Origin of the sequence: Aeromonas sp. sif2416, from assembly GCF_019218665.1 — a bacterium.
Taxonomy (GTDB): domain Bacteria; phylum Pseudomonadota; class Gammaproteobacteria; order Enterobacterales; family Aeromonadaceae; genus Aeromonas; species Aeromonas encheleia.
The window spans coordinates 638,245-660,740 of record NZ_JAHUXC010000001.1; the positions used below are offsets into that span (position 1 = coordinate 638,245).

General features: G+C 59.7%; 16 protein-coding genes. 8 read left to right on the forward strand and 8 right to left on the reverse strand.

The genetic code is table 11. The features are described from left to right. Nucleotides 1-168: 168 nt before the first annotated feature. The 3 genes from KW821_RS02890 to KW821_RS02900 all read right to left on the reverse strand — a co-directional run bounded on the left by KW821_RS02890 (nt 169) and on the right by KW821_RS02900 (nt 3,490). Nucleotides 169-1,929 carry a DEAD/DEAH box helicase gene (locus tag KW821_RS02890; RefSeq protein ID WP_218290362.1) on the reverse strand — a complete coding sequence of 587 codons (1,761 nt, stop codon included), beginning with the start codon at nt 1,927-1,929 and terminating at the stop codon, nt 169-171. Nucleotides 1,930-2,097: 168 nt separating this feature from the next. Continuing rightward, nucleotides 2,098-3,135 carry an HlyD family secretion protein gene (locus KW821_RS02895; protein ID WP_042654522.1) on the reverse strand — a complete coding sequence of 346 codons (1,038 nt, stop codon included), beginning with the start codon at nt 3,133-3,135 and terminating at the stop codon, nt 2,098-2,100. A gap of 10 nt (nt 3,136-3,145) precedes the next feature. Continuing rightward, entirely contained in the window at nt 3,146-3,490 is a 345-nt protein-coding gene (locus tag KW821_RS02900) for a DUF3302 domain-containing protein (RefSeq protein WP_126623294.1), read from the reverse strand. 244 nt (nt 3,491-3,734) lie between these two features. Here KW821_RS02900 and KW821_RS02905 point away from each other — a divergent pair, with 244 nt between their 5' ends. Then, complete coding sequence (locus KW821_RS02905; protein ID WP_218290363.1) at nt 3,735-5,363, forward strand: mechanosensitive ion channel family protein; 1,629 nt, start codon at nt 3,735-3,737, stop codon at nt 5,361-5,363. 67 nt (nt 5,364-5,430) lie between these two features. On the opposite strand, the gene KW821_RS02910 is transcribed toward KW821_RS02905, so the two are convergent. From KW821_RS02910 to adhE, 5 genes are all read right to left on the reverse strand, one after another. Next, the gene (locus tag KW821_RS02910) at nt 5,431-6,852 is read right to left on the reverse strand and encodes a carbon starvation protein A (RefSeq protein WP_042654524.1); all 1,422 of its coding nucleotides are present in this window, start codon (nt 6,850-6,852) and stop codon (nt 5,431-5,433) included. A 142-nt stretch (nt 6,853-6,994) separates the two neighbouring features. After that, the gene (btsR, locus tag KW821_RS02915) at nt 6,995-7,699 is read right to left on the reverse strand and encodes a two-component system response regulator BtsR (RefSeq protein ID WP_218290364.1); all 705 of its coding nucleotides are present in this window, start codon (nt 7,697-7,699) and stop codon (nt 6,995-6,997) included. Continuing rightward, on the reverse strand, nt 7,696-9,387 hold the full coding sequence (locus tag KW821_RS02920) for a sensor histidine kinase (RefSeq protein ID WP_218290365.1): 1,692 nt from the start codon (nt 9,385-9,387) through the stop codon (nt 7,696-7,698). Before KW821_RS02920 ends, btsR begins: the two co-directional genes overlap by 4 nt. 354 nt (nt 9,388-9,741) lie before the next feature. After that, nucleotides 9,742-10,977 (reverse strand): HD-GYP domain-containing protein, encoded by a 1,236-nt coding sequence (locus KW821_RS02925; protein ID WP_218290366.1) that lies wholly within the window; start codon nt 10,975-10,977, stop codon nt 9,742-9,744. 110 nt (nt 10,978-11,087) lie between these two features. After that, nucleotides 11,088-13,763, reverse strand: coding sequence for a bifunctional acetaldehyde-CoA/alcohol dehydrogenase (gene adhE / locus KW821_RS02930; protein WP_042654528.1), 2,676 nt, complete (start codon nt 13,761-13,763; stop codon nt 11,088-11,090). 941 nt (nt 13,764-14,704) lie between these two features. Between adhE and KW821_RS02935 the strand changes: the two genes are divergently transcribed. The 7 genes from KW821_RS02935 (at nt 14,705) to KW821_RS02965 (ending at nt 22,453) form a co-directional block, all read left to right on the forward strand. Then, nucleotides 14,705-15,340 carry a YchE family NAAT transporter gene (locus KW821_RS02935; protein WP_218290367.1) on the forward strand — a complete coding sequence of 212 codons (636 nt, stop codon included), beginning with the start codon at nt 14,705-14,707 and terminating at the stop codon, nt 15,338-15,340. 281 nt (nt 15,341-15,621) lie between these two features. Then, entirely contained in the window at nt 15,622-17,241 is a 1,620-nt protein-coding gene (locus KW821_RS02940) for an ABC transporter substrate-binding protein (protein WP_042654530.1), read from the forward strand. A gap of 96 nt (nt 17,242-17,337) precedes the next feature. Then, nucleotides 17,338-18,258 carry an oligopeptide ABC transporter permease OppB gene (gene oppB, locus KW821_RS02945; protein ID WP_042654531.1) on the forward strand — a complete coding sequence of 307 codons (921 nt, stop codon included), beginning with the start codon at nt 17,338-17,340 and terminating at the stop codon, nt 18,256-18,258. Between the two features lie 14 nt (nt 18,259-18,272). Next, nucleotides 18,273-19,184, forward strand: coding sequence for an oligopeptide ABC transporter permease OppC (gene oppC / locus KW821_RS02950; RefSeq protein WP_042654532.1), 912 nt, complete (start codon nt 18,273-18,275; stop codon nt 19,182-19,184). Between the two features lie 56 nt (nt 19,185-19,240). Continuing rightward, nucleotides 19,241-20,221, forward strand: coding sequence for an ABC transporter ATP-binding protein (locus KW821_RS02955; RefSeq protein WP_042654533.1), 981 nt, complete (start codon nt 19,241-19,243; stop codon nt 20,219-20,221). Continuing rightward, complete coding sequence (gene oppF / locus KW821_RS02960) at nt 20,222-21,217, forward strand: murein tripeptide/oligopeptide ABC transporter ATP binding protein OppF (protein ID WP_218290368.1); 996 nt, start codon at nt 20,222-20,224, stop codon at nt 21,215-21,217. Between the two features lie 291 nt (nt 21,218-21,508). Next, nucleotides 21,509-22,453 (forward strand): TerC family protein, encoded by a 945-nt coding sequence (locus tag KW821_RS02965; RefSeq protein WP_218290369.1) that lies wholly within the window; start codon nt 21,509-21,511, stop codon nt 22,451-22,453. Nucleotides 22,454-22,496: the final 43 nt, after the last annotated feature.

Below are 22,496 nucleotides of genomic sequence, written 5' to 3' on the forward strand. Positions count from 1 at the left end.
ATCCTCTAACTTGACGAAGGGGTCGGCAGTGCGATGCCAACCCTGATAACCAACCATTTACTCCCTCACCCGCTCGCCTGGAGCAGGCACTCACTAAGGTGTCCGCGGTACGACATCGGCCCTGGTAGTCAATGACTCGCTCTCTCAGCTGCCAGCAAGAAGCGGGCACTAACTCAGGGTGTCCGCGGTACGGTATCGACCCTGATAATCAAAAATTTTCTCTTTCACCTGCCAGAAGCGCCCGGACTTGCGCGCGATGACAAAATCCGGATGACGAAACTGGGTGTCGGCCGCCAGCACGCTGTCCAGGGTGGTGAATTCGGGCTCCAGGCCCGGGGCGGGCCAATGATGACGCACAAAGTGCTGTTGAAACAAGCGCCGTGCGGCCGGGGAGTGAAAGCCGAAGTATTCGGTCAGGGTCAGGCCGTCCTCATCGTGGTAGGTGACCTCCAGCCGCTCCCCCTGTTTGCCCCGGCCAGCCGCGAGCGCGAGGCCGGCGCAGCGGATCACCATGCAATCCTTGAGATTGAGCGCCTCCTTGAGCTTGTCGTCCGGATCCACCAGCAACTGATCGCAGCTCTGGCAACGGCGGGCGGCGATGTCGTTCTCCGCGCCGCAGGCGGGACAAATCTTGGCGCGAAAGCGGTAGTCACACTCCTCCCGGTTGCCCTCGTCATCCTCGAACAGCCCCTGACAGCGGCGGCCGTAGTGTTCGATGACCTTGCCATCCTCGTCGGTCTTGCCCCAGAAGGTGTTGGCAAAGCCGCAGGCGGGGCAGGGTACCTGCACCGGCTCGGTGCCGGCATGGGGCCTGGGCTCCCCCACTTCGGGGGCGAACAGGTTGAAGTTGTTGCCGGCGTAGTCGAGCACCAGGCAATCGGCCTTGCCCGGCGACAGGCGCAGGCCGCGGCCGACGATCTGCTGATAGAGCGACACCGATTCGGTGGGGCGCAGCATCACGATGAGATCGACATGGGGGGCATCGAAGCCGGTGGTGAGCACCGCCACGTTGACCAGAAACTTGATCTCCCGCGCCTTGAAGGCGTGGATGAGGGCATCCCGCTCCGGGCCCGGGGTCTCGCCGGTGATGAGGGCCGCAGATTGTTCTTTTGCCATCAGCAGGCCCTGGATTTCGCGGGCGTGCTCGACGGTGGCGGCGAAGATCATCACCCCCTGCCGATCGGCGGCGTATTCCAGCACCTGGCTCAGGATATGGGGGGTGACCCGCTGCTGGCGTTTGAGCTCGCCATTGAGATCCGCCTCGCTGAACAGGCCGTTCTCCCGTGGCACCAGCTTGCTGAAGTCGTAGTGGACTATGGGGGCATCGATCAGCCGTGGCGGGGTCAGGTAGCCATTCTTCACCATGTAGCGCAGTGGCAGCTCGAACACGCAGTCGCCAAACAGCCGCTCGCCGTGGCTCTTCACCATGCCGTGATAGTGGCGCCGGTAGATCCAGCCCAGCCCCAACCGGTAGGGGGTGGCGGTGAGGCCGAGGATCTTGAGGGCCGGGTTGGTGGCTCTGAGATGGCCGATCACCTGATGGTACTGGCTGTCATCATCGAGCGAGACCCGGTGGCACTCGTCGATGATGAGCAACGAAAAGGCGCCATCGAAGGCAGCCAGGTTGCGGGCCACCGACTGCACCGAGCCGAACACCACCTGGGCGCTGGCCTGCTTGCGATCCAGCCCGGCGGCGAAGATGTCGGCGCGCAGATCCCAGGCCTCGTATTTGGCGTGGTTCTGCTCCACCAGCTCCTTGACGTGGGCCAGCACCAGCACCCGGCCACGGGCCTTGCGGGCCAGCTCGGCGATCACCAGGCTCTTGCCGGCGCCGGTTGGCAATACCACCACGGCGGGATCCGGACGTTGACGAAAGTGCTGGATGACGGCGTTGACTGCGTCTGTCTGATAGGGTCTGAGAACGAACATGAGGAGGCTGGTCGGTACGGGATGGCGCCATTATAGGGATCTTGCCGCCAAAATGCAGCGGGTAGGCGTGAGAGGGCAGAAGTGATATGGGCAGGTGGTGACGGGCGTCTCGCCGCCAAAGGAAGCGGGCCAGAATGATTCTGGCCCGCCGAGAGAGTGCAATCTTGCTTAGTGGAAGGGGAACAGGTAGTTGAGCCAGCTACCCATGCGCAGCAGAATCTTGCGCATGATGGCCACATGGTGGAAATAATCGGTGTAGATGGCAGCCTGACCACTCGAGCCCGCGATCACCTGATACTTGGACCACTCGGGGTCGGTGATCTTGATGAGGACAGGCAGACGGCCCGGCACCTGGGCTGAGGTCTGATCCAGCAAACCTATGTTGGCCTGCACGTTACCCGAGGCGATGGCGGGGATCACGGCTTGTACCTCACCCTTGAAGATCTTGCCTGGGATACCGTCGATCACCACCTCGGCTTCATCGCCGACCGCCAGTCGCTGCATGCTGTTCTGCCAGAACCAGCCGACATAAGAGGTATCGTCCTCGTGGATGAAGGTCATCACAGGGCGATACATGTAGGGGGTCGCTATCATGCCGGGGCGCAGCGCCAGCTGGACGACGTGACCATCGCTCGGGGCGTAGACCACGGTCTGCTCCAGCGCGTACTTGGCCTCGTTGAGCTGTGCCTGCAGATCATTGATGGTCGCTTTTTGCTGATCCAGCTGGGCGACGATGTCGTCCACGTTGGCCTGGGTGACGTCGAGGTCACGCTGCTTGCCGATGCCGCGGCGTACCAGTTCCAGGGCACGATCGCGATCCAGGCTGGCTGAACGGAGTCTGGCACCGAGTGCCTTGAGGAAATCCTGATTGGAGTCGAGCCGCGCCGTCAGGCTGGCGACCTTCTGCTCGAAGGGTTCTGACTCGATGCGAAACAGCACATCTCCCTTTTTGACTTTCTGGTTGGGCTTGACATCAACTTCGCTGACGCGGCCTTTCACCAGAGGCACTATGGGGGTGGAGACGTAGTAGTTGCGCGACATTTCAGAATAGGGATGGTTGTAGTTCATCAGTACGATGAGCGCCCCTATGATGAAGACGCCACCGAGCACGGCCGTCGGCACTGTCCACTTGTTGAGCGGGATCTTGAAGATCTTGAAAATCCCTACACAGATGGCTGTATAGGTAAGAATGAGTAGCAAGTCCATGAAATATTACCTACTTTTCGGTCTGTTCGAGCGTTGCCATACGGGCTTGCAATGCGGCAAGTTCTTGCTTGAGCGTGGAGATCTCATTCTCGTCTTTTTCCAGACGCTGATTGAAACCCCAACCCCGATCGGGGCGATAAATCGTGGCCCAGATCCAGAGGAAGGGCCAGAGCACATGCAGGGTAAACAGGCTAACCCAGCCCGCCACATGAATCGCATCCTGATGGGGATGATTGCGGTGTTTGGCAATTTCATACGGGATATCGTGAATAACGATTACACCGTAGAACATGACCAGAACGACAAACACCAATATCCCGAGGGCAACGTAGGTAAGTATGTAATCAGGTATCATTAATGTCTCCAATCGAGGCTGCAAGGTCACACACTGACTTGCACCCATAGTTTCTGGTGCATGATGACAGCATATTACGTCAGCGCAAGACTGCAATCAGAGTGTTGACATTCCGGTACAGCCTCGGTTCATTGGCTGGTCATAAACCGCGCACGATGAATTTCTTTCTGTAAAATCAAAGGGGAAAAGGGATTCGGATGTCACAGCTCAAGGAGATGAGTTAGCGATGAAAAGACCATGCTGGATGAGTCTGTTATGGGGAGGGCTGCTGCTGGTCAGCCTGTTGTCGGCAAGGATCGGCTGGGCGGCAGAGCCCAGGATGGCGCCCACCGAACAGGAGAGGTCACAGACCCTGATCCTGCTCCATGAGCCCATCGTCATGTTGCAGACCAAGTATGGCAGCCTGGATGGGGCGGCCAGGGTGCGGCTGGTCCATGAACGGCTCCAGGCCATGGCGCCCGGCGACTTGAACTCGCCCGTCACCCTGGCCAAGGGGACTCGGGTCGGCCAGGATAGCCGGGAGTTCATGGTGAACGGCAAGCGCATTCTGGTGCTGCTGGCCGGCGATCTGGACGAGTTCGATGAGTTGACGCTGGATCAGGCGGCCGAGCGGGTCCGGCTGCGCCTGGATGAGGTCCGCATCAAGTATCTGGAGCTGCATTCAGCCCCCTATCTGCTCAAGGCCGTCGGCAAGACCCTGCTGGCCAGTGCCCTCTTCTTTGGCCTGGTCTGGCTGCTGCAAAAGGGGCTGCGGCTGGTCAAGAAGTGGCTCGCCAACCGCCTGCTGTTGCAGAGGGGGTTGATCCCCCATCAGTGGCGCCAGGTGGCGGGCAATGTCGAGGCTCGCCTGCTGAGTCTGCTGACGCTGCTGCTGATCTTCGCGCTCACCTATGGCTGGCTCACCTATGTGCTGGGGCTCTTTCCGCAAACGCGGGCCTGGAGCGAGCGGCTGGGAGACTCCCTGTTCACCCTGTGCGGCGACATGCTGGAGGGAATGATCTCGGCCATGCCGGGGCTGGTAACTGTGCTGCTGATCATCGTCATTACCCGCTTCTTCATCCGGATGCTGGCCATAGTGTTCGATCGCATCGAGCGCGGTCAGTTCCGGGTGCAGGGCCTGCACGCCGAGACCATAGGTGCCACCCGGCGGTTGCTCTCGGTGGTGATCTGGCTGTTCGCCCTGACGGTGGCCTATCCCTACCTGCCCGGCGCCAACTCCGACGCCTTCAAGGGGATCAGCGTCTTCTTCGGGTTGATGGTGACCCTGGGCTCGGCCGGGATCATGAACCATGCCATGAGCGGTCTGGTGCTCATCTACTCCCGCGCCCTGCGGCCCGGCGATCTGGTTCAGATCGGCGAGGTGGAGGGGATGGTGACCGAGCTCAATGCGCTCTCGACCAAGCTGGTGACGCGCCAAGATCACGAGGTGACCCTGCCCAATGCCGTGGTGGTCGGCGGCAGGGTGACCAATCTCACGCGGCTGGCGGGGGACAAGGGGGTCGCCCTGCTGACCAAGGTGACCATCGGCTACGACACCCCCTGGCGTCAGGTGCACGCCATGCTGGAGCTGGCGGCGCGGCGCTGCCAGCAGCTCAATCAGGCCGAGCCACCGCTGGTGCGTCAGCTCAACCTGCAGGACTGGTATGTGGAGTACGAGCTGCAGGTGCGCATGAAGGACGGCTTGTTGCCCGCGGTGGCCAAGACGGAACTGCATGGCCATATCCAGGATGTGTTCAACGAGTTCGGGGTGCAGATCATGTCCCCCAATTTCATCGCCCAGCCGGAGCAGGCGGTGCTGGTGGCCAGAGAGCACTGGTATCAGGCCCCGGCCGAGGCGCCCGCGGAGGCGCGTCCGGCGGCCAGACAGGGGTGAATGCAGAGGGAAAACGAGAAGGCCCGGCAGCGATGCCGGGCCTTCTTATTTGGGTGCGATACGCGGGTTAGTTCTCCTTCACCGCGCTCAGCCGGGATGGCCTGAACCTGATCAGGAAGGCCAGGGTGATGACGGCGGTACACACCAGGCCGATGATGGTGGAGATGTCCATCGCCAGACCAAAGCCGATGGGCGCGTTGGCCAGGTAGGTAAACACCACGGCTGTCATGAACATGGCGGGGATGGTGCAGACCCAGTGCAGCTTGCCTTCCTTGATGAGGTAGGCGGCGGCGGCCCACAGCATGATGACGGCGGTGGTCTGGTTGGCCCAGCCGAAGTAGCGCCAGATCACCCCAAACTCTGCCTTGGAGATGATGAAGCCGAGGATGAACATGGGGACGGCGATCAGCAGTCGCTTGGCCATGGGTTTCTGGGTCAGCTTCAGGAAGTCCGCCACTATGAGACGGGCACTACGGAACGCGGTGTCACCGGAGGTGATGGGCAGGATCACCACGCCGAGGATGGCCAGGATGCCGCCGACCGTGCCGAGCAGGCTGGTGGAGACTTCGTGCACCACGGCCGCCGGGCCGCCGCTCGCCAGGGTGGCGTTGAGCGCTTCGGTGCTGTCGTAGAAGGAGAGACCCAGGGTGCACCAGATGAGGGCAATGATCCCTTCACCTATCATGGCGCCGTAGAAGATGAAGCGGCCGGACTTCTCGTTCTGCATGCAGCGCGCCATCAGCGGGGACTGGGTGGCATGGAAGCCGGAGACGGCGCCACAGGCGATGGTGATGAACAGCAGCGGCCACAGCGGCAGCTCGGTCGGGTGCAGGTTGGAGAAGTCCATCCCGGTGTTGTAGAAGCCTTTGCCGGAGACGATAAGGCCGATGATGAGACCGACCGACATGAACACCAGCAGGGCGCCGAAGATGGGGTAGAAGCGACCGATGATCTTGTCGATGGGAACTATGGTGGCGAGGATGTAGTAGGCAAAGATCGCCACTATCCAGTAGACCAGATCGGTGGAGGTAAGGTTCGCCAGCAGGCCCGCCGGGCTCAGCACGAACACCACGCCCACCAGCATCAGCAGCACCACGGCAAACAGGTTCATGAAGTGCTTGGCGGTGGTGCCCAGGTGCTCACCGACCACGGTTGGTACCGAGGCGCCCTTGGCGCGCACCGACAGCATGCCGGAGAAGTAGTCGTGGACCGCGCCGGCGAAGATGCAGCCAAACACTATCCAGAGCATGGCGACCGGGCCGTACAGGGCACCCAGGATGGGGCCGAAGATGGGGCCGACCCCGGCGATGTTGAGCAGTTGAACCAGGTAGACCTTCTTGTCCGACATGGGCACATAGTCCACGCCGTCGGCCATGGTGATGGCGGGGGTGGCGAGCTCGGGTTGCGGGCCAAATATCCGCTCGATGAACTTGCCATAGAAGAAATAGCCAGCCACTAGCAGGCCGACGCAGAGGAAGAACCAGATCATTGTTACGCTCCAGCATTGTTATTTTATGGTGTGCGCGGTCAGTCTAAGTGGGCTCTTCTGTTAACGGCAGGTAAAGGTGGTGAGCGGCGGCATGGCGACCCGAGCGGTTGCCGACTGTGAGCCGGCGCACACTCAGGCCAGGTCACTCCAGGCCTAACTCATCCTTCAGCTCCTTGAGGTAGCGACGGCTGACCGGCACCCTGGCCCCGCTTTGGGTGACGATCTGGGCCAGCTGATTCTCCAGTAACTGGATCTCGAAGATGGCGCCCGGAGCCACCAGGTATTGGCGATGGCAGCGCAGCAGCGGGGTCTTCTCCTCCAGCGACTTGAGCGTGAGTTGGGTGTGAAACAGCTCACCCTGGCAGGCGACGTGCACCCCGCCGAGATCCGAGAAGGCATACTCCACCTGCTCTATGGGCAGCAGCCGCACCCGGTTGTGCAGGTAGCCGGGAATGTGGCGGATGGCGGGCGCCAGAGAGGTGATGGACTGCGGGGTGAGATCCTGCTTGAGGCGCGCCAGCGTCTTGGCCAGCCGGACGGGCTCGACCGGCTTGAGCAGGTAGTCGAAGGCGTTCTCCTCGAAGGCCTGGATGGCGTAGTCATCAAACGCCGTGACGAACACGATGCGGGGCAGGGGATCGAGCATGGCCACCAGCTCCATGCCGCTGAGCTTGGGCATCTGGATATCGAGAAACACCACGTCCGGCTTGAGTCGCTGGATGAGCGGCAGCGCCTCAAGGGCGTTGGCGGCCGCGCCGAGGATCTCGATATCGGGGTCACTGCCGAGCAGCTCGGCCAGCTCTTCGCGGGCATAGGGCTCGTCATCGACGATCAGGATGCGGATCATGTTATCTCCTTGGAAGGGGGCCGGGGCGCCTTGGGGATGCTGAAGGAGACCCGGGTCCATTGCTCCGGCTCGCACTGGACGCTGAGGCCGAAGCGATCGCCGAAGGCACTCTTGAGTCGGCGGTCCACTATGTTCATGCCGAGCCCGTCCCCCGTCAGATCCCCCTGCCATGCGCCGGCGTTGTCCTCGACGCAGAGCCTGACCAGCTCGGGGATCTCCTCCGCGTAGAGGCGGATGCGGCCATGTTCCAGCAGGGTGGAGATGCCGTGCTTGATGGCATTCTCGATGAGGGGCTGCAGGGTGAAGCTCGGCAACTGCAGCTGGCCCAGCCGCGGCGGGATCTCGTTTTGCACTGTCAATCGCTCACCAAAGCGGGCCAGCTCGATCTCCAGGTAGGATTGGCAGTGCTCCTGCTCCTCCTGCAGGGTGGCCATGTCGCTCTGGCGTTTGAGGTTCTTGCGAAAGAAGCGGGACAGATGCAGCAGCAGCTGGCGGGCCCGCTCGGGGTCGCGCCGGGTGATGGCGCTGATGGTGTTGAGGGTGTTGAACAGGAAGTGGGGGTTGATCTGGGCCTGGATGAGTTTGAGCTCGGACTGCACCAGCAACCGCTGTTGCTGCTCCAGCCGGCCGCTCAGCAGCTGCTGGGACAGCAGGTTGGCGATCCCTTCCCCCAGGGTGTGGTTGATCTTGAGGAACAATCGCTTCTTGGGTTCATAGAGCTTGATGGTGCCTATCACCCCCTTGTCCCCTTGCAGCGGGATCACCAGCACCGAGCCGAGCTGGCACTGGGGGGAGATGCTGCAGCGATAGGGCTGGCGGTTGCCGTCGGCGAACAGCACCTTGTTCCGGGCGATGGCCTGCAGGGTGATGGCCGAGGTGATGGGGGTACCCGGCTTGTGGTGATCCTCGCCGGTGCCGATGAAGGCCAGGATCTTGTCGGTGTCCGTGATGGCGACGGCGCCGACCCCGGTCTCTTCCTGCACGATGCGGGCAATTTTGTTGCTCGCCTCGACGGTGAAGCCCTGGGTCATGATGCCGACGGTGCGGTTGGCGATGGTGAGCGCCTTGGCGGAGAAGACCCGGGAGAACTTCTCGTACATCCGTTGCTGGTCGCGGATCATGCTGATGAAGAGCGCCGCCCCGCAGGAGTTGGCCAGGATCATGGGGGTGGCGATGGTGCGCACCAACTGCAGGGCCTGCTCAAAGGGCGTGGCGACCAGCAGTATGATGACCATCTGCAAGATCTCGGCGTAGAGGGTGGTGAAGAAGGCGATCCGGGGTTTGAACAGGGCATCCACCCGGTTGGTCCGCATCAGCCGCCAGTGCACCAGGCCACCCAGCAAGCCCTCGCAGGTGGTGGAGATGGCGCAGGCGAGATCGGTAAATCCGCCGAGGGTATAGCGGTGCAGGCCGCCGGTCAGTCCCACCAGAAAGCCCACCAGCGGACCCCCCAGCAGCCCGCCCAGCACGGCGCCGACGGCGCGGGTGTTGGCGATGGCGTCATCTATGTCCAGCCCGACATAGGTGCCGAGGATGCAGAAGCAGGAAAAAATAACGTATATCAAGACTTTGTGGGGGAGCCTGACCGAGTAGTTGGCCAGGGGGCGCAGCAGCGGACTCTTGGAAAAGAGGTAGGCGATGACCAGGCTGACGCTCATCTGCTGCAGCAGGGAGAGGACTAACTGCATAAAAAACGTTCCTTTAAAACCATGCCGCGCAGTGGCCCCGGCGCGGCGTTTTGTGATCCGGATCCTGTTCCGTCTCGGGCAATGGGCGTATCGCGGCGAGCAGTTTGCCAGAATGCTGGAGTAAAACCATATAAAATCAGCATGTTAAATTGATATTTGTGTAATCGATTCAGGCTTGGTATTGCTGAAGAGAGCATGAATGTATCCGCTGGATACGCTACACGGAGGTAGCATGCTCCGCCCGGCCTTCTGGCTGGGCGTTTTTTATTCAGGTTCAATAGCGGACCATTTTGAGGGGGATTGGGCAATTATTCAGGTTTGTCCAATGAGTTATCCCCAGCTTCTGGGGATAACTCAGAAGGCGAAATAGTAACAGAAGCGCTTGGTCAGGTTGAAAAACAGCCGCTGCCCCTCGTCCAGCTCCTCCTGCCTGATGCAGGCGGTGATGGCTCTCCCGTCTTCCCGCAGATCGATCATCGGTACCCCTTCCGGGCGCTGCGCCTTGCAGTAGGGCAGCACCTTGGGTCTGAGCGGCATGCTGGGCTCGGTGGAGAGCACCAGTGCCACCAAGCCGTCGTCGAGGCGAACCAAGGAGCCGGGCGGATAGACCCCCAGCACCTTGATCAGCAATTTGACCAGATCCTGATCGAACTTCTTCTGGGACTGCTTGTAGAGCTGGGCTATGGCCTGACTCGGCGCCGCCGGGGTGGCGCTGCTGCGCGGGTGCAGCAGCTCGTCGTAGTAATCCACCAGGCCGATGAGGCGGGCGAGGGGAGGGATCTCTCCCCCCTTGCTGCCGAGCGGGAAGCCGCTGCCGTCGAGTCGCTCGTGATGCAGATGGGCGACCTGGCGGATCCTGGGCTCAAATGCCTGCAGGTGGTTGAGCATCTCCAGCCCGTACTGGGGGTGCATGTTGAGAAAATTCAATTCGGCACGGCTGAGCTCCCCCCGCTTCTGGGTGATCTGGCTCGGGATCCTGAGCTCGCCAATGTCGTGGACTAGCCCGGCCAGCCCCACCTCTTCCATCTCGACGGGGCTCATGCCCAGCTCGCGGGCCATCAGCATGGCGATGAAGGCCACGCTCAGGCTGTGCTGCAGCAGGATATCCGTGTGCTGGCTGCGGATCAGGTGCAAGCCAAGCGGCCCCTCGTGGGCGGCCATGCGGGCGGCGGCATCGCGCACTATCTGCGCCGTGTGGGCCAGCCCCTCGTCCGGCTTGAGGTTGAGGGCGCCAAGCGCATCGCGCAGCTCGGACAGGGATTGGCCGAATGCTTTGTCGGCGGCGCGCAGGGAGCGGCGAAAGGCCTTCTCGTCGAACATGACTGGCTCGGGGAGGAGGGGCTCGTCGAGGGGAACGGATAGGGTGACCGCGGGAGTGGTGTCGCCGTGCAAGAGGGGTTCGACCGGGAGATCACTTCGCGTGGGATCCACCATCAGCAGGGTGAGTTCGAGGTGGCGGATGATGTCGAGCTGCTGCTGATCGCGGATCTTGAAGGCATTGAACATGAAAGGGTGACTGGTCCATCCCGTGGGGAGATGGATGTAGTGGCCGATTCTTAACTGCTCGATGGAGGCTTGGATCAGCGCCATTGGCTAGCTCTTGTTTCGTGTTTGCCTACCAACAAGCTAGCAAAATTAAACAGATAGACAAATAAAAAAGCCCGCGCAGGTGCGCGGGCTTTTTATCACAAGGCCAGTTATCAGGCCTTGGATTTTTTCTTGCTTTCAACCTTGGTCTCTACCTTGGCTTCCACCTTGGTCGCTACCTGAGCTTCCTCGGTGAAGGGACGGCCGTAGTAGGTGTCCATCAGGATGGCTTTCAGTTCGGTGATCAGCGGGTAGCGCGGGTTGGCACCGGTGCACTGGTCATCGAAGGCTTCCAGCGCCAGCTGGTCAACCTTGGCCAGGAAGTCGGCTTCGTTCACACCGGCTTCACGGATGGAGGCCGGGATGCCCAGGGTCGCTTTCAGCTCGTCCAGCCAGGCCAGCAGCTTCTCGATCTTGGCAGCGGTACGGTCACTGGCCGCAGTCAGACCCAGGTGGTCGGCGATTTCGGCGTAACGACGACGAGCCTGCGGACGATCGTACTGGGAGAACGCGGTCTGCTTGGTCGGGTTGTCGTTCGCGTTGTAGCGGATGACGTTGCTGATCAGCAGGGCGTTAGCCAAGCCGTGCGGAATGTGGAATTCAGCACCCAGCTTGTGCGCCATGGAGTGACAGACACCCAGGAAGGCGTTGGCGAATGCGATACCGGCGATGGTCGCAGCATTGTGCACCTTCTCGCGAGCAACCGGATCGTTGGCACCGTTCTGGTAGCTGGACGGCAGATACTCTTTCAGCAGCTTCAGCGCTTGCAGTGCCTGGCCATCGGAGTATTCGTTAGCCAGTACGGAAACGTAGGCTTCCATGGCGTGAGTGACCGCGTCCACACCACCGAAGGCGCACAGGGACTTGGGCATGTTCATGACCAGGTTGGCATCGACGATGGCCATGTTCGGGGTCAGCTCGTAGTCGGCGAGCGGGTACTTCATGCCGGTGGCGTCGTCGGTGACTACCGCAAACGGGGTGACTTCAGAGCCGGTACCGGAAGTGGTGGTGATACAGACCAGTTCGGCCTTCACGCCCATTTTCGGGAACTTGTAGATACGCTTGCGGATGTCCATGAAGCGCATGGCCAGATCTTCGAACGCAGTGTCCGGGTGCTCGTACATGACCCACATGATCTTGGCCGCATCCATCGGTGAACCACCACCCAGCGCCAGGATAACGTCCGGCTTGAAGGAGTTGGCCATCTCGGCGCCCTTGCGGACGATGGACAGGGTCGGGTCGGCTTCTACTTCGTAGAATACTTCCACTTCCATGTTCAGCTTCTTGAGCAGACGAACCACGTCGTCGGCATAGCCGTTGTTGAACAGGAAACGGTCGGTGACCACCATTGCACGCTTCTTGCCTTCCAGATCACCGAGGGCGATCGGCAGGGAGCCACGACGGAAATAGATGGATTTCGGAAGTTTGTGCCACAGCATATTTTCTGCCCGTTTTGCGACTGTCTTCTTGTTGATCAGGTGCTTGGGACCGACGTTCTCGGAGATGGAGTTACCACTCCAGGAGCCGCAACCCAGGGTCAGGGAAGGAGCAAGAGCGAAGTTGTACAGGTCACCGATACCGCCCTGGGTGGAGGGGGTGTTGATCAGGATACGGGCGGTCTTCATCTTGTCGCCGAAGTATCTGATGCGGTCGGCGTTGCGATCCTGGTCGGTGTACAGGCCGGAGGTGTGGCCAATACCACCGATGTTGACCATGTCACAGGCCATATCAACGGCGTCTTCGAAGTTTTTGGCACGGAACATACCCAGCGTCGGGGAGAGCTTCTCGTGAGCGAACTCATCTTCAGCGCAGAGTTCCAGACCTTCACCGATCAGGATCTTGGTGGTGGCAGGCACAGTCACGCCAGCCATTGCAGCGATCTTGGTGGCCGGCTGGCCCACGATATCGGCGTTCAGCGCGCCGTTGATCAGCAGCACCTTACGTACCTTGTCCGCTTCATCTTTGGACAGGATGTAGCCGTCGTGGCTGGAGAAACGCTCTTTCACCTGGTTGTAGATGGAGTCAACCACGATGACAGCTTGCTCGGACGCACAGACCACACCGTTGTCGAAGGTCTTGGACATCAGGATGGAGGCGACGGCGCGCTTCACATCGGCGGTTTCGTCGATGACGATCGGCACGTTACCCGCACCCACGCCGATAGCCGGCTTGCCTGAGGAGTAAGCGGCTTTCACCATGCCCGGGCCACCGGTGGCCAGGATCAGGTTGATGTCGTTGTGCTTCATCAGCGCGTTGGAAAGCTCAACAGAGGGTTGGTCGATCCAGCCGATGATGTCTTTCGGTGCACCGGCGGAGATGGCTGCATCCAGTACCAGCTTGGCAGCGGTATTGGTGGAGTTCTTGGCGCGGGGGTGCGGGGAGAAGATGATGGCGTTACGAGTCTTCAGGGAGATAAGGGCTTTGAAGATCGCGGTAGCGGTTGGGTTGGTGGTCGGAACGATACCGCAGATGATACCTACCGGCTCGGCGATGATCATGGTGCCCATCTCGTCATCCTGGCTCAGGATGCCGCAGGTCTTCTCGTCTTTGTAAGCGTTATAGATGTATTCGGAGGCGAAGTGGTTCTTGATAACCTTGTCTTCGATGATACCCATACCGGACTCTGCCACGGCCATTTGGGCCAAGGGGATACGGGCGTTGCTGGCGGCCAGGGCGGCGGCACGGAAAACCTTGTCTACCTGCTCTTGCGAGAAGCTGGCGAATTCACGCTGTGCTTCTTTGACGCGGGCAACCAGTGCATCCAGTTCAGCCAAATTGGTTACTGCCATGTTTATCTCCTGATGATTTGAAAACTGTTTAGTAAGACCTTGGCAATGCCCGGCAATTATAGCCTTCCTGTCAAGGATAGAATCACCACAACGGGGTATTTACATGCCTTACTAAATTGCTTTCTGAGTCGATTATAGAGCGGGGTCGCTGCAGAAAAACTTGATCTGGATCATATGTAACAAAAGAACAAAAGAAATTTTGTTTCATATATGTAGATCGGTTGAGGCGATCGGCAAGCAGGGCGTGGTCTGGCGGCGATAATCCCTGCATTAATTAAGGGATATGTTTAATTTTTCAAATGGTTAGTGAAGATGCGCCAAGGGATCTCGAGCGCCTTCGGCCCGCGTGGGTCAGGGGCGCGCTGGATTCGCAGGCGAACATCTCGCGGTAGCCCCTTACCTTGTTACCGTTGTTTGCGGCAAAAAAGCGTGTTTTTTTCATCCATCTGTACACCCAAAGGGCCGCTTGCTGGCCCTCGGCGGTCACAGCAGAAGATGCCGGCACGGGTTGACATGCGATAGTGTGATTTCCGTTCGACCCTGATCATGACTCTGGGCCAAAATGTTAGGACAGAGATCGTCGATAATCAGTTGGCAACGCGAGTCGGAGAGCCGCCGCGCCAAGGGGCTGCGCATCCGGTTTCATTGCAACTTGGCTCCATATCAATCAATGAGAAAGTCTCTTTTCGCGATGCAAAATATCGCGACAAGACAAGGTGGTCAGATAAAGCGCTAATGAATTTTGCCAAAATGTTAATTTAACCAAGCTGGCATTAACAACTCGATATGTTGAATTATGTCGATTCATTAGAGGAACTAACTGAAAACCCACGGAAAGGGTGAGATTATTTGATTGGTGAAGGTCATGAGCATGGTGTAAATTTACGCACAGTTTTTGTTGGGATGGCCCATGTGGCCCCGTTTGATTCTGGATGGCGCCTATGGCAGCAATTGACGTCTCTTTGTATCTGAAATTTTTCATCGGTCTGTTTGCGATCATCAACCCGCTTGGGTTGTTGCCGGTCTTTGTCAGCCTGACGGGCCATATGCAGCCGGAAGAGCGGATGAAGACCAATACCACTGCCCATATTGCGGTGGTGGTGATCCTGATGGTCTCCATGTGCATGGGGCAGCTGATCCTGGATGGCTTCGGCATCTCATTGGCGTCATTTCGCATCGCCGGTGGTTCGCTGATCACTCTAATCGCCTGGTCCATGCTGCAAGGCAAGCTGGGCGAGGTGAAGCATAACAAGCAGGAGAAGGGCGAACTGGCCGCGCGGGAATCCATCGCCGTGGTGCCGCTGGCGCTGCCGCTGATGGCGGGGCCCGGGGCTATCTCCTCTTCTATTGTCTATGCCAGCCAGAAAACCTGGCCCCAGTTGCTGGGCATGTTCGTGGTGGCCATGGCATTTGCGTACTGCTCCTGGCTCATCTTCCGTGCCGCCCCCTTGTTGTTCAAACTGATGGGGAACACCGGCATCAACGTGGTGACCCGGATCATGGGGCTCATCATGATGTCCCTTGGCATCGAGATCATGGTGGCTGGCGTCAAGGGCGTCTTCCCCGGATTGATGTGATTCAGGTCTGTTTTGTCGGAGCCGGTCCCAGTGACCGGCTTTTTATTGTTTCTTTTTTGTTAGCCATTTCCTAGAATCGGGCGGGGCTGTATATAAAAGCACCAAACCAGCCTGTTTAAATGCTAGGGAATGGCTTAAAAGCTGTTTATTTGACCAAGGCTTAGCACCAGCTCTGATGATATATGTTGCATTATCAGAAATGACAGGGAATTATGCTGATTGCGACCTCAGGCTCGCACTTATGGCAAATGCATGGAATGTTCTTGTTGGAGTAAATGGAAATGACTCATAAAAAAACAATGATAAATACCCTTTTATTGGCTGCGCTATTCGGTGGGGCCAGCCTGGCTCAGGCCGCAGATGTCCCCGCTGGCACCAAGCTCGCCCCCGAGCAGTCTCTGGTGAAAGGTAACGGTTCAGAACCCGCTACCCTGGATCCGCACAAGACCGAAGGAACGGTCGAATCCAATATTCTGCGTGACCTGTTCGAGGGTCTCGTCACCTCAGGCCCCAAGGGTGAGACCCTGCCCGGCGTGGCCGAATCCTGGGAAACCAAGGACAACAAGCACTTCGTGTTCCACCTGCGCAAAGATGCCAAGTGGTCCAACGGGGATCCCGTCACCGCCCACGATTTCGAGTTCGCCTTCAAGCGGGCAGTGGATCCCAAGACCGCCTCTCCCTATTCCTGGTACATGGAAATCCCGACCATCGTCAATGCGACCGACATCATCGGCGGCAAGAAGCCGTCCGATACCCTGGGCGTGAAGGCGGTGGACGATTACACCTTCGAGGTCCAGCTGGAAAAAGCGGTCCCCTATTTCGTCAGCATGCTGTCCCACACCACCACTTATCCGGTACCGAAGAAGGTGATCGAGAAGTTTGGTGACAAGTGGACCCAGCCGGCCAACATGGTCTCCAACGGTGCCTACAAGCTGAAGGATTGGGTAGTCAACGAGCGCGTCGATGTCGAGCGCAACCCCAACTACTGGAACAACGCCAAGACGGTGGTCGACAAGGTCACTTACCTGCCGATCCAGTCCACCAACGCCGAGCTGAACCGTTATCTGGCCGGTGAACTCGATCTCACCTACAACATGCCGATCGAGCGCTTCAAGCAGATGAAGAAGGAGTACCCGAAAGAGGTGCAGGTCAGTGGCTACGTGGGGACTTACTACTACCAGTACAACTTCAAGCATAAGCCGTTTGATGATGTACGAGTGCGTACCGCGCTCTCCTATGCCATCGATCGCAACGTGATCGCCGACAAGGTGATGGGTAAGGGTGAGACCCCGGGCTACACGCTCGTTCCTGATTTTGTCGACGGCTTCAAACCGGTGGCACCTGCCTGGTCCAAGCTGAGCCAGGCCGAGCGTGATGCCCAGGCCAAAGCGCTGCTGACCGAGGCCGGTTACGGCCCGGGCAAGCCGCTCAAGTTTGAACTGCTCTACAACACCGACGACAACCACAAGAAGGTGGCCGTCGCCGTCGCCTCCATGTGGAAGAAGCTGGGTGTGCAGGTGAGCCTGGTGAATCAGGAGTGGAAGACCTACCTGGAAACCAAGAAGCAGGGTGATTTTGACGTGGGTCGTGCAGGCTGGATCGCCGACTACAACGAAGCCTCTTCCATGCTGGATCTGATGCAGACCACCCATGGCAACAACGACGGCAAGTACTCCAATGCTGCCTTCGACAAGATGATGGCCGAGTCGCGCAACCAGGTAGATGCAGAGTCACGCAACAAGCTCTATGTCCAGGCCGAAGATATCCTGGCCAAGGACATGCCGATTGCGCCCATTTACCAGTACGTGACCTCCCGCATGGTCAAGCCTTATGTGGGCGGCTACCCGGCCAACCCGCTGGATAACCTCTACAGCAAAGACATGTACATCATTGCTCACTGAGTAAAGCAACAAGTCGCATAACAAGCAGGCCCGCCAGACGGCGGGCCTTTATTACAACCGCGACCCTTTGGAAGCAGTACAGGACAGGAAATGTCTATGTTGAAATTCATTTTTAAACGTCTACTGGAAGCGATCCCGACCCTGCTGGTCCTGATCACCGTCTCCTTCTTCATGATGCGCTTCGCTCCTGGCAACCCCTTTACCAGCGAACGCGCCCTGCCGCCGGAAGTCTTGGCCAACATCGAGGCCAAATACGGCCTGGACAAGCCCATAGGCGTGCAATACCTCACCTATCTGGGCAACCTGCTGCAAGGCGATCTGGGTCCCTCCTTCAAGTACAAGGACTTCAGCGTCAACGATCTGGTCAGCCAGGCGCTGCCGGTCTCGGCCAAGATTGGCTCGGCGGCCTTCGTGCTGGCGGTGATGCTGGGGGCCATCTTCGGCACCATAGCGGCGCTCAAACAAAACACCATCATCGACTATCTGCTGATGTCGTCGGCCATGGCCGGGGTGGTGATCCCGGGCTTCGTGCTGGCGCCCTTGCTGGTGCTCTTCTTCAGCATCTACCTTGGCTGGTTCCCCGCCGGGGGCTGGCAGGGGGGAGGGGTGCAGTTCATGGTGCTGCCGGTGTTTGGCATGATGATGTATTACATCTCCGCCATCTCGCGCATCATGCGCGGCAGCATGATAGAGACCATGAACTCCAACTTCATCCGCACCGCCCGCGCCAAGGGCCTGCCGCTGCGTCACATCATACTGCGCCATGCGCTGCGGCCGGCCATGCTGCCGGTGGTCTCCTACCTGGGCCCGGCCTTCGTCGGCATCATCACCGGCTCCGTGGTGATCGAGACCATCTTCGGCCTGCCGGGCATTGGTCAGCTGTTCGTCAACGGTGCCCTCAACCGTGATTACTCCATGGTGCTCGGTCTGACCATTCTGGTCGGCGCCCTCACCATTACCTTTAACGCCGTGGTCGATATCCTCTATGCCGTCATCGATCCCAAGATCCGTTACTAAGTCGGGAGTTCATCATGGTTGTCACAACTGAGAAGCGCGAAGCCATCGAGGCGTTCGCCCAGAAAGTGGAAGTGGTGGAAGGGCGTTCCCTGTGGAAGGATGCCCGTCGCCGTTTCCTGCGTAACAAGGCGGCTCTCACCAGTCTCATCATCCTGACCATCATCGGTCTGGCGGTGATAGTCGGGCCCCATCTGTCCCAATATACCTTCGACGATCCGGACTGGGGTGCCATGCAATCGGCCCCTGACATGGAGGCGGGTCACTACTTCGGCACCGACAGCCTGGGCCGCGATCTGTTCGTGCGCACCCTGCTCGGCGGCCGCATCTCGCTGATGGTCGGCATCATGGGCGCCATGGTGGCCGTGGTCATCGGCACCCTGTACGGCGCGGCCTCCGGCTTCATCGGCGGACGGGTCGACAGCCTGATGATGCGGGTACTGGAGATCCTCAACGCCTTCCCCTTCATGTTCTTCGTGATCATGCTGGTGACCTTCTTCGGTCGCAACCTGGCCCTCATCTTCCTCGCCATCGGCGCGGTGAGCTGGCTGGACATGGCGCGGATCGTGCGAGGCCAGACCCTGAGCCTCAAGAGCAAGGAATTTATCGAGGCGGCCCACGTTTGTGGCGTCTCCAAGTGGAAGATCATCACCCGTCACATAGTGCCGAACGTGCTCGGCATCGTGGCCGTCTACGCCACCTTGCTGGTGCCGGGCATGATCATGTTCGAATCCTTCCTGAGCTTCCTTGGGCTCGGCGTGCAGGAACCCATGACCAGCTGGGGTGCCCTGCTGGATGAAGGCTCCAAGTCGATGGAAGTGGCCATCTGGCAACTCTTGTTCCCCGCCGGTTTCATGGTGGTGACCCTGTTTTGCTTCAACTTCCTCGGGGATGGTCTGCGTGACGCCCTCGATCCCAAGGACCGCTAATAGCGTCTGAAGGATCGGCAGGAAAGCGTCACGAAAGATCGATAAGGAGTGTTTATATGAAATTACTGGATGTAAAAGATCTGCGGGTCGAGTTCAAGACCCCGGACGGCAATGTGGTGGCGGTCAACGACCTCAACTTCTCCCTGGCGGCTGGCGAGACCCTGGGGATCGTCGGCGAGTCCGGCTCTGGCAAGTCCCAGACGGCCTTCGCCATCATGGGGCTGCTGGCCAAGAACGGCATCATCACCGGGTCGGCCAAGTTCCAGGGCGAGGAGATCCTCAACCTGCCGGAATCCAAGCTCAACAAGATCCGCTCCGAGAAGATCGCCATGATCTTCCAGGACCCCATGACCTCCCTCAACCCCTACATGAAGGTGAAGGATCAGCTGATGGAAGTGCTGATGCTGCACAAGGGGGCGAGCAAGGCGGCGGCGTTCGAGGAGTCGGTACGCATGCTCGATGCGGTGAAGATCCCCGAGTCGCGCAAGCGGATGAACATGTACCCCCACGAGTTCTCCGGTGGCATGCGCCAGCGGGTGATGATCGCCATGGCACTGCTCTGCCGTCCGCAACTGCTCATCGCCGATGAGCCGACCACGGCGCTGGACGTGACGGTGCAGGCCCAGATCATGACCCTGATGAACGAGCTCAAGCGCGAGTTCAACACCTCCATCGTCATGATCACCCACGACTTGGGCGTCGTCGCCGGCATCTGTGACAAGGTGCTGGTGATGTATGCCGGCCGCACCATGGAGTACGGCCGGGTCAACGACATCTTCTATCGCCCGAGTCATCCCTACACCGAGGGCTTGCTGCGCGCCATTCCCCGCCTCGACACCGAGGGGGAAGTGCTGCCCACCATCCCGGGCAATCCGCCCAACCTGCTGCGTCTGCCCGTCGGCTGCCCCTTCCAGGAGCGTTGCCACCGGGCTCACGAGATCTGTGGCCAGCAATCCCCGATCCTGACCCCCTTCGGCGACGGACGGACACGGGCCTGCCATTGGGTATCGGATGCCATGATCAAGGGGGCAAACTAAATGGGTACTGACAAGAAACTGCTGCTGGAAGTGTCCGACCTCAAGGTCCACTTCAGCATCAAGAGTGACAAGGCCTGGCCCTGGGCCAAACCCTCCGCCTTGAAGGCGGTGGACGGGGTGACCCTGCGCCTGTACGAGGGGGAGACCCTGGGGGTGGTCGGCGAGTCCGGCTGTGGCAAGTCCACCTTCGCGCGGGCGCTGATCGGCCTGGTGCCGGCCACCGACGGCAAGGTGGTGTGGCTGGGCCAGGATCTGACCCAGCTCGATCAGGGGGCGCTGCGGGAGAAGCGCAAGGAGATCCAGATGATCTTCCAGGACCCGCTGGCCTCCCTCAACCCGCGCATGACCATAGGCGACATCATCGCCGAGCCGCTCATCACCTTCTATCCCAAGCTGTCTCGGGATGAGGTGAAGGGGAAGGTGCGCACCATGATGACCAAGGTGGGGCTGCTGCCCAACCTGGTGAACCGCTATCCTCACGAGTTTTCCGGCGGTCAGTGCCAGCGCATCGGCATCGCCCGGGCGCTGATCCTGGAGCCCAAGATGATCATCTGTGACGAGCCGGTGTCGGCGCTGGATGTCTCCATCCAGGCCCAGGTGGTCAACCTGCTCAAGTCCCTGCAAAAGGAGATGGGGCTGTCGCTCATCTTCATCGCCCACGATCTGTCGGTGGTGAAGCACATCTCGGATCGGGTGCTGGTGATGTATCTGGGCAACGCGGTGGAGCTTGGCACTCGCCAGGAGATCTTCGCCAACCCCTTGCACCCTTACACCAAGGCGCTGATGTCGGCGGTGCCCATTCCGGATCCGGACCTGGAGCGCAGCAAGGTCATCCAGATCCTGGAGGGGGATCTGCCGTCTCCCATGAACCCGCCGTCCGGCTGCGTGTTCCGCACCCGCTGCCCGGTGGCCGGCCCCGAGTGTGCCAAGACCAGGCCCATGCTGGAAGGGAACTTTGACCACGCGGTCTCCTGTCTCAAGGTGGATCCACTCTGAGCCTGAGATGAGTATGCGGGGCGCCCAGGTGGCGCCCCGATTTTTTGCCGTGGCGGATAAGATGCCTCTTGGCGTTATCTTTCGAGGCTGATACTATCCGCCGCACAAGGGGAGTAACTTCTCGCCGGTTTGTCGTCATTACGGTGCACCCATTTCCTGCAGTGCACCCGGCAGCCGGGCAGCAATATTTTTGCTGTAAGTGAGACCTTGCCGAGAGGCAAGGTGTATCTGCTCCAAACGCAAACCCACGCCTCTCGGTCGTGGGTTTTGTCGTTTCTGGGAGAAGTGAAAATGGGTGAATGGTGGATGTGGGCCGGTTTCTTCAGCATAGTGCTGGCCCTGTTATGGATTGACATCCGCTTTGTCGGCGGTGGCAAGGCGCACAAGGTGTCGCTCAAGGAGGCGGGTATCTGGTCCCTGGTCTGGATCAGCGTGGCGTTGCTGTTCAACCTGGCCATCTGGTTCTGGCTGGATCACAGCGCAGGCCGTGAAATAGCCAACCAGAAGGGGCTGGAGTTCCTCACCGGCTACCTCATCGAGAAGGCGCTGGCGGTGGACAACGTCTTCGTCTGGCTGATGCTGTTCGGTTACTTTGCCATTCCGGCCGAGCTGCAGCGCCGGGTGCTGCTGTACGGGGTGCTGGGCGCCATCGTCATGCGCGCCGGCATGGTGTTCGCCGGCAGCTGGCTCATCGAGCAGTTCCACTGGATCCTCTACCTGTTCGGCGCCTTCCTGCTGCTGACCGGGGTCAAGATGCTGTGGGCCGCCGACAAGGAGCCGGATCTTGGCAACAACCCGCTGCTGGGCTGGATGCGCCGCCGCTTCAAGGTGACCGAAAGCCTGGAAGGGGAGAACTTCTTCGTCTGGCGTGACGGGGTACGCTACGCCACGCCGTTGCTGCTGATCCTGGTGCTGGTGGAGGTGAGCGATCTCATCTTCGCGGTGGACAGCATCCCGGCCATCTTCGCGGTGACCACGGATCCCTTCATCGTGCTGACCTCCAACATCTTCGCCATCATGGGTCTGCGTGCCATGTACTTCCTGCTGGCAGGGGTGGCCGATCGCTTCGCCCTGCTCAAGTACGGGCTGGCGCTGATCCTGATGTTCATCGGGGTCAAGATGTTGTTGCTGGAGGTGTTCAAGATCCCCACCGGCATAGCGCTGGGCGTCGTGGCCCTGATCCTGCTGACTTCTATGGGATTGAGCCTCTGGGTGACCCGTAAAAAGACCGCCTAAATGTAGTAGCAATAAAAGGGGCTCCCATGGGAGCCCTTTTTTC

Bases quoted from the DNA above. Each gene is read 5' to 3' on its own strand.
- KW821_RS02890 (WP_218290362.1), bottom strand. From the start codon at position 1,929: ATGTTCGTTCTCAGACCCTATCAGACAGACGCAGTCAACGCCGTCATC.
- KW821_RS02900 (WP_126623294.1), bottom strand. From the start codon at position 3,490: ATGATACCTGATTACATACTTACCTACGTTGCCCTCGGGATATTGGTG.
- KW821_RS02965 (WP_218290369.1), top strand. From the start codon at position 21,509: ATGGGTGAATGGTGGATGTGGGCCGGTTTCTTCAGCATAGTGCTGGCC.
- btsR (WP_218290364.1), bottom strand. From the start codon at position 7,699: ATGATCCGCATCCTGATCGTCGATGACGAGCCCTATGCCCGCGAAGAG.
- KW821_RS02935 (WP_218290367.1), top strand. From the start codon at position 14,705: ATGGCAGCAATTGACGTCTCTTTGTATCTGAAATTTTTCATCGGTCTG.
- KW821_RS02955 (WP_042654533.1), top strand. From the start codon at position 19,241: ATGAAATTACTGGATGTAAAAGATCTGCGGGTCGAGTTCAAGACCCCG.
- KW821_RS02910 (WP_042654524.1), bottom strand. From the start codon at position 6,852: ATGATCTGGTTCTTCCTCTGCGTCGGCCTGCTAGTGGCTGGCTATTTC.
- oppF (WP_218290368.1), top strand. From the start codon at position 20,222: ATGGGTACTGACAAGAAACTGCTGCTGGAAGTGTCCGACCTCAAGGTC.
- oppB (WP_042654531.1), top strand. From the start codon at position 17,338: ATGTTGAAATTCATTTTTAAACGTCTACTGGAAGCGATCCCGACCCTG.
- KW821_RS02920 (WP_218290365.1), bottom strand. From the start codon at position 9,387: ATGCAGTTAGTCCTCTCCCTGCTGCAGCAGATGAGCGTCAGCCTGGTC.
- adhE (WP_042654528.1), bottom strand. From the start codon at position 13,763: ATGGCAGTAACCAATTTGGCTGAACTGGATGCACTGGTTGCCCGCGTC.
- KW821_RS02940 (WP_042654530.1), top strand. From the start codon at position 15,622: ATGACTCATAAAAAAACAATGATAAATACCCTTTTATTGGCTGCGCTA.
- KW821_RS02925 (WP_218290366.1), bottom strand. From the start codon at position 10,977: ATGGCGCTGATCCAAGCCTCCATCGAGCAGTTAAGAATCGGCCACTAC.
- oppC (WP_042654532.1), top strand. From the start codon at position 18,273: ATGGTTGTCACAACTGAGAAGCGCGAAGCCATCGAGGCGTTCGCCCAG.
- KW821_RS02895 (WP_042654522.1), bottom strand. From the start codon at position 3,135: ATGGACTTGCTACTCATTCTTACCTATACAGCCATCTGTGTAGGGATT.
- KW821_RS02905 (WP_218290363.1), top strand. From the start codon at position 3,735: ATGAGTCTGTTATGGGGAGGGCTGCTGCTGGTCAGCCTGTTGTCGGCA.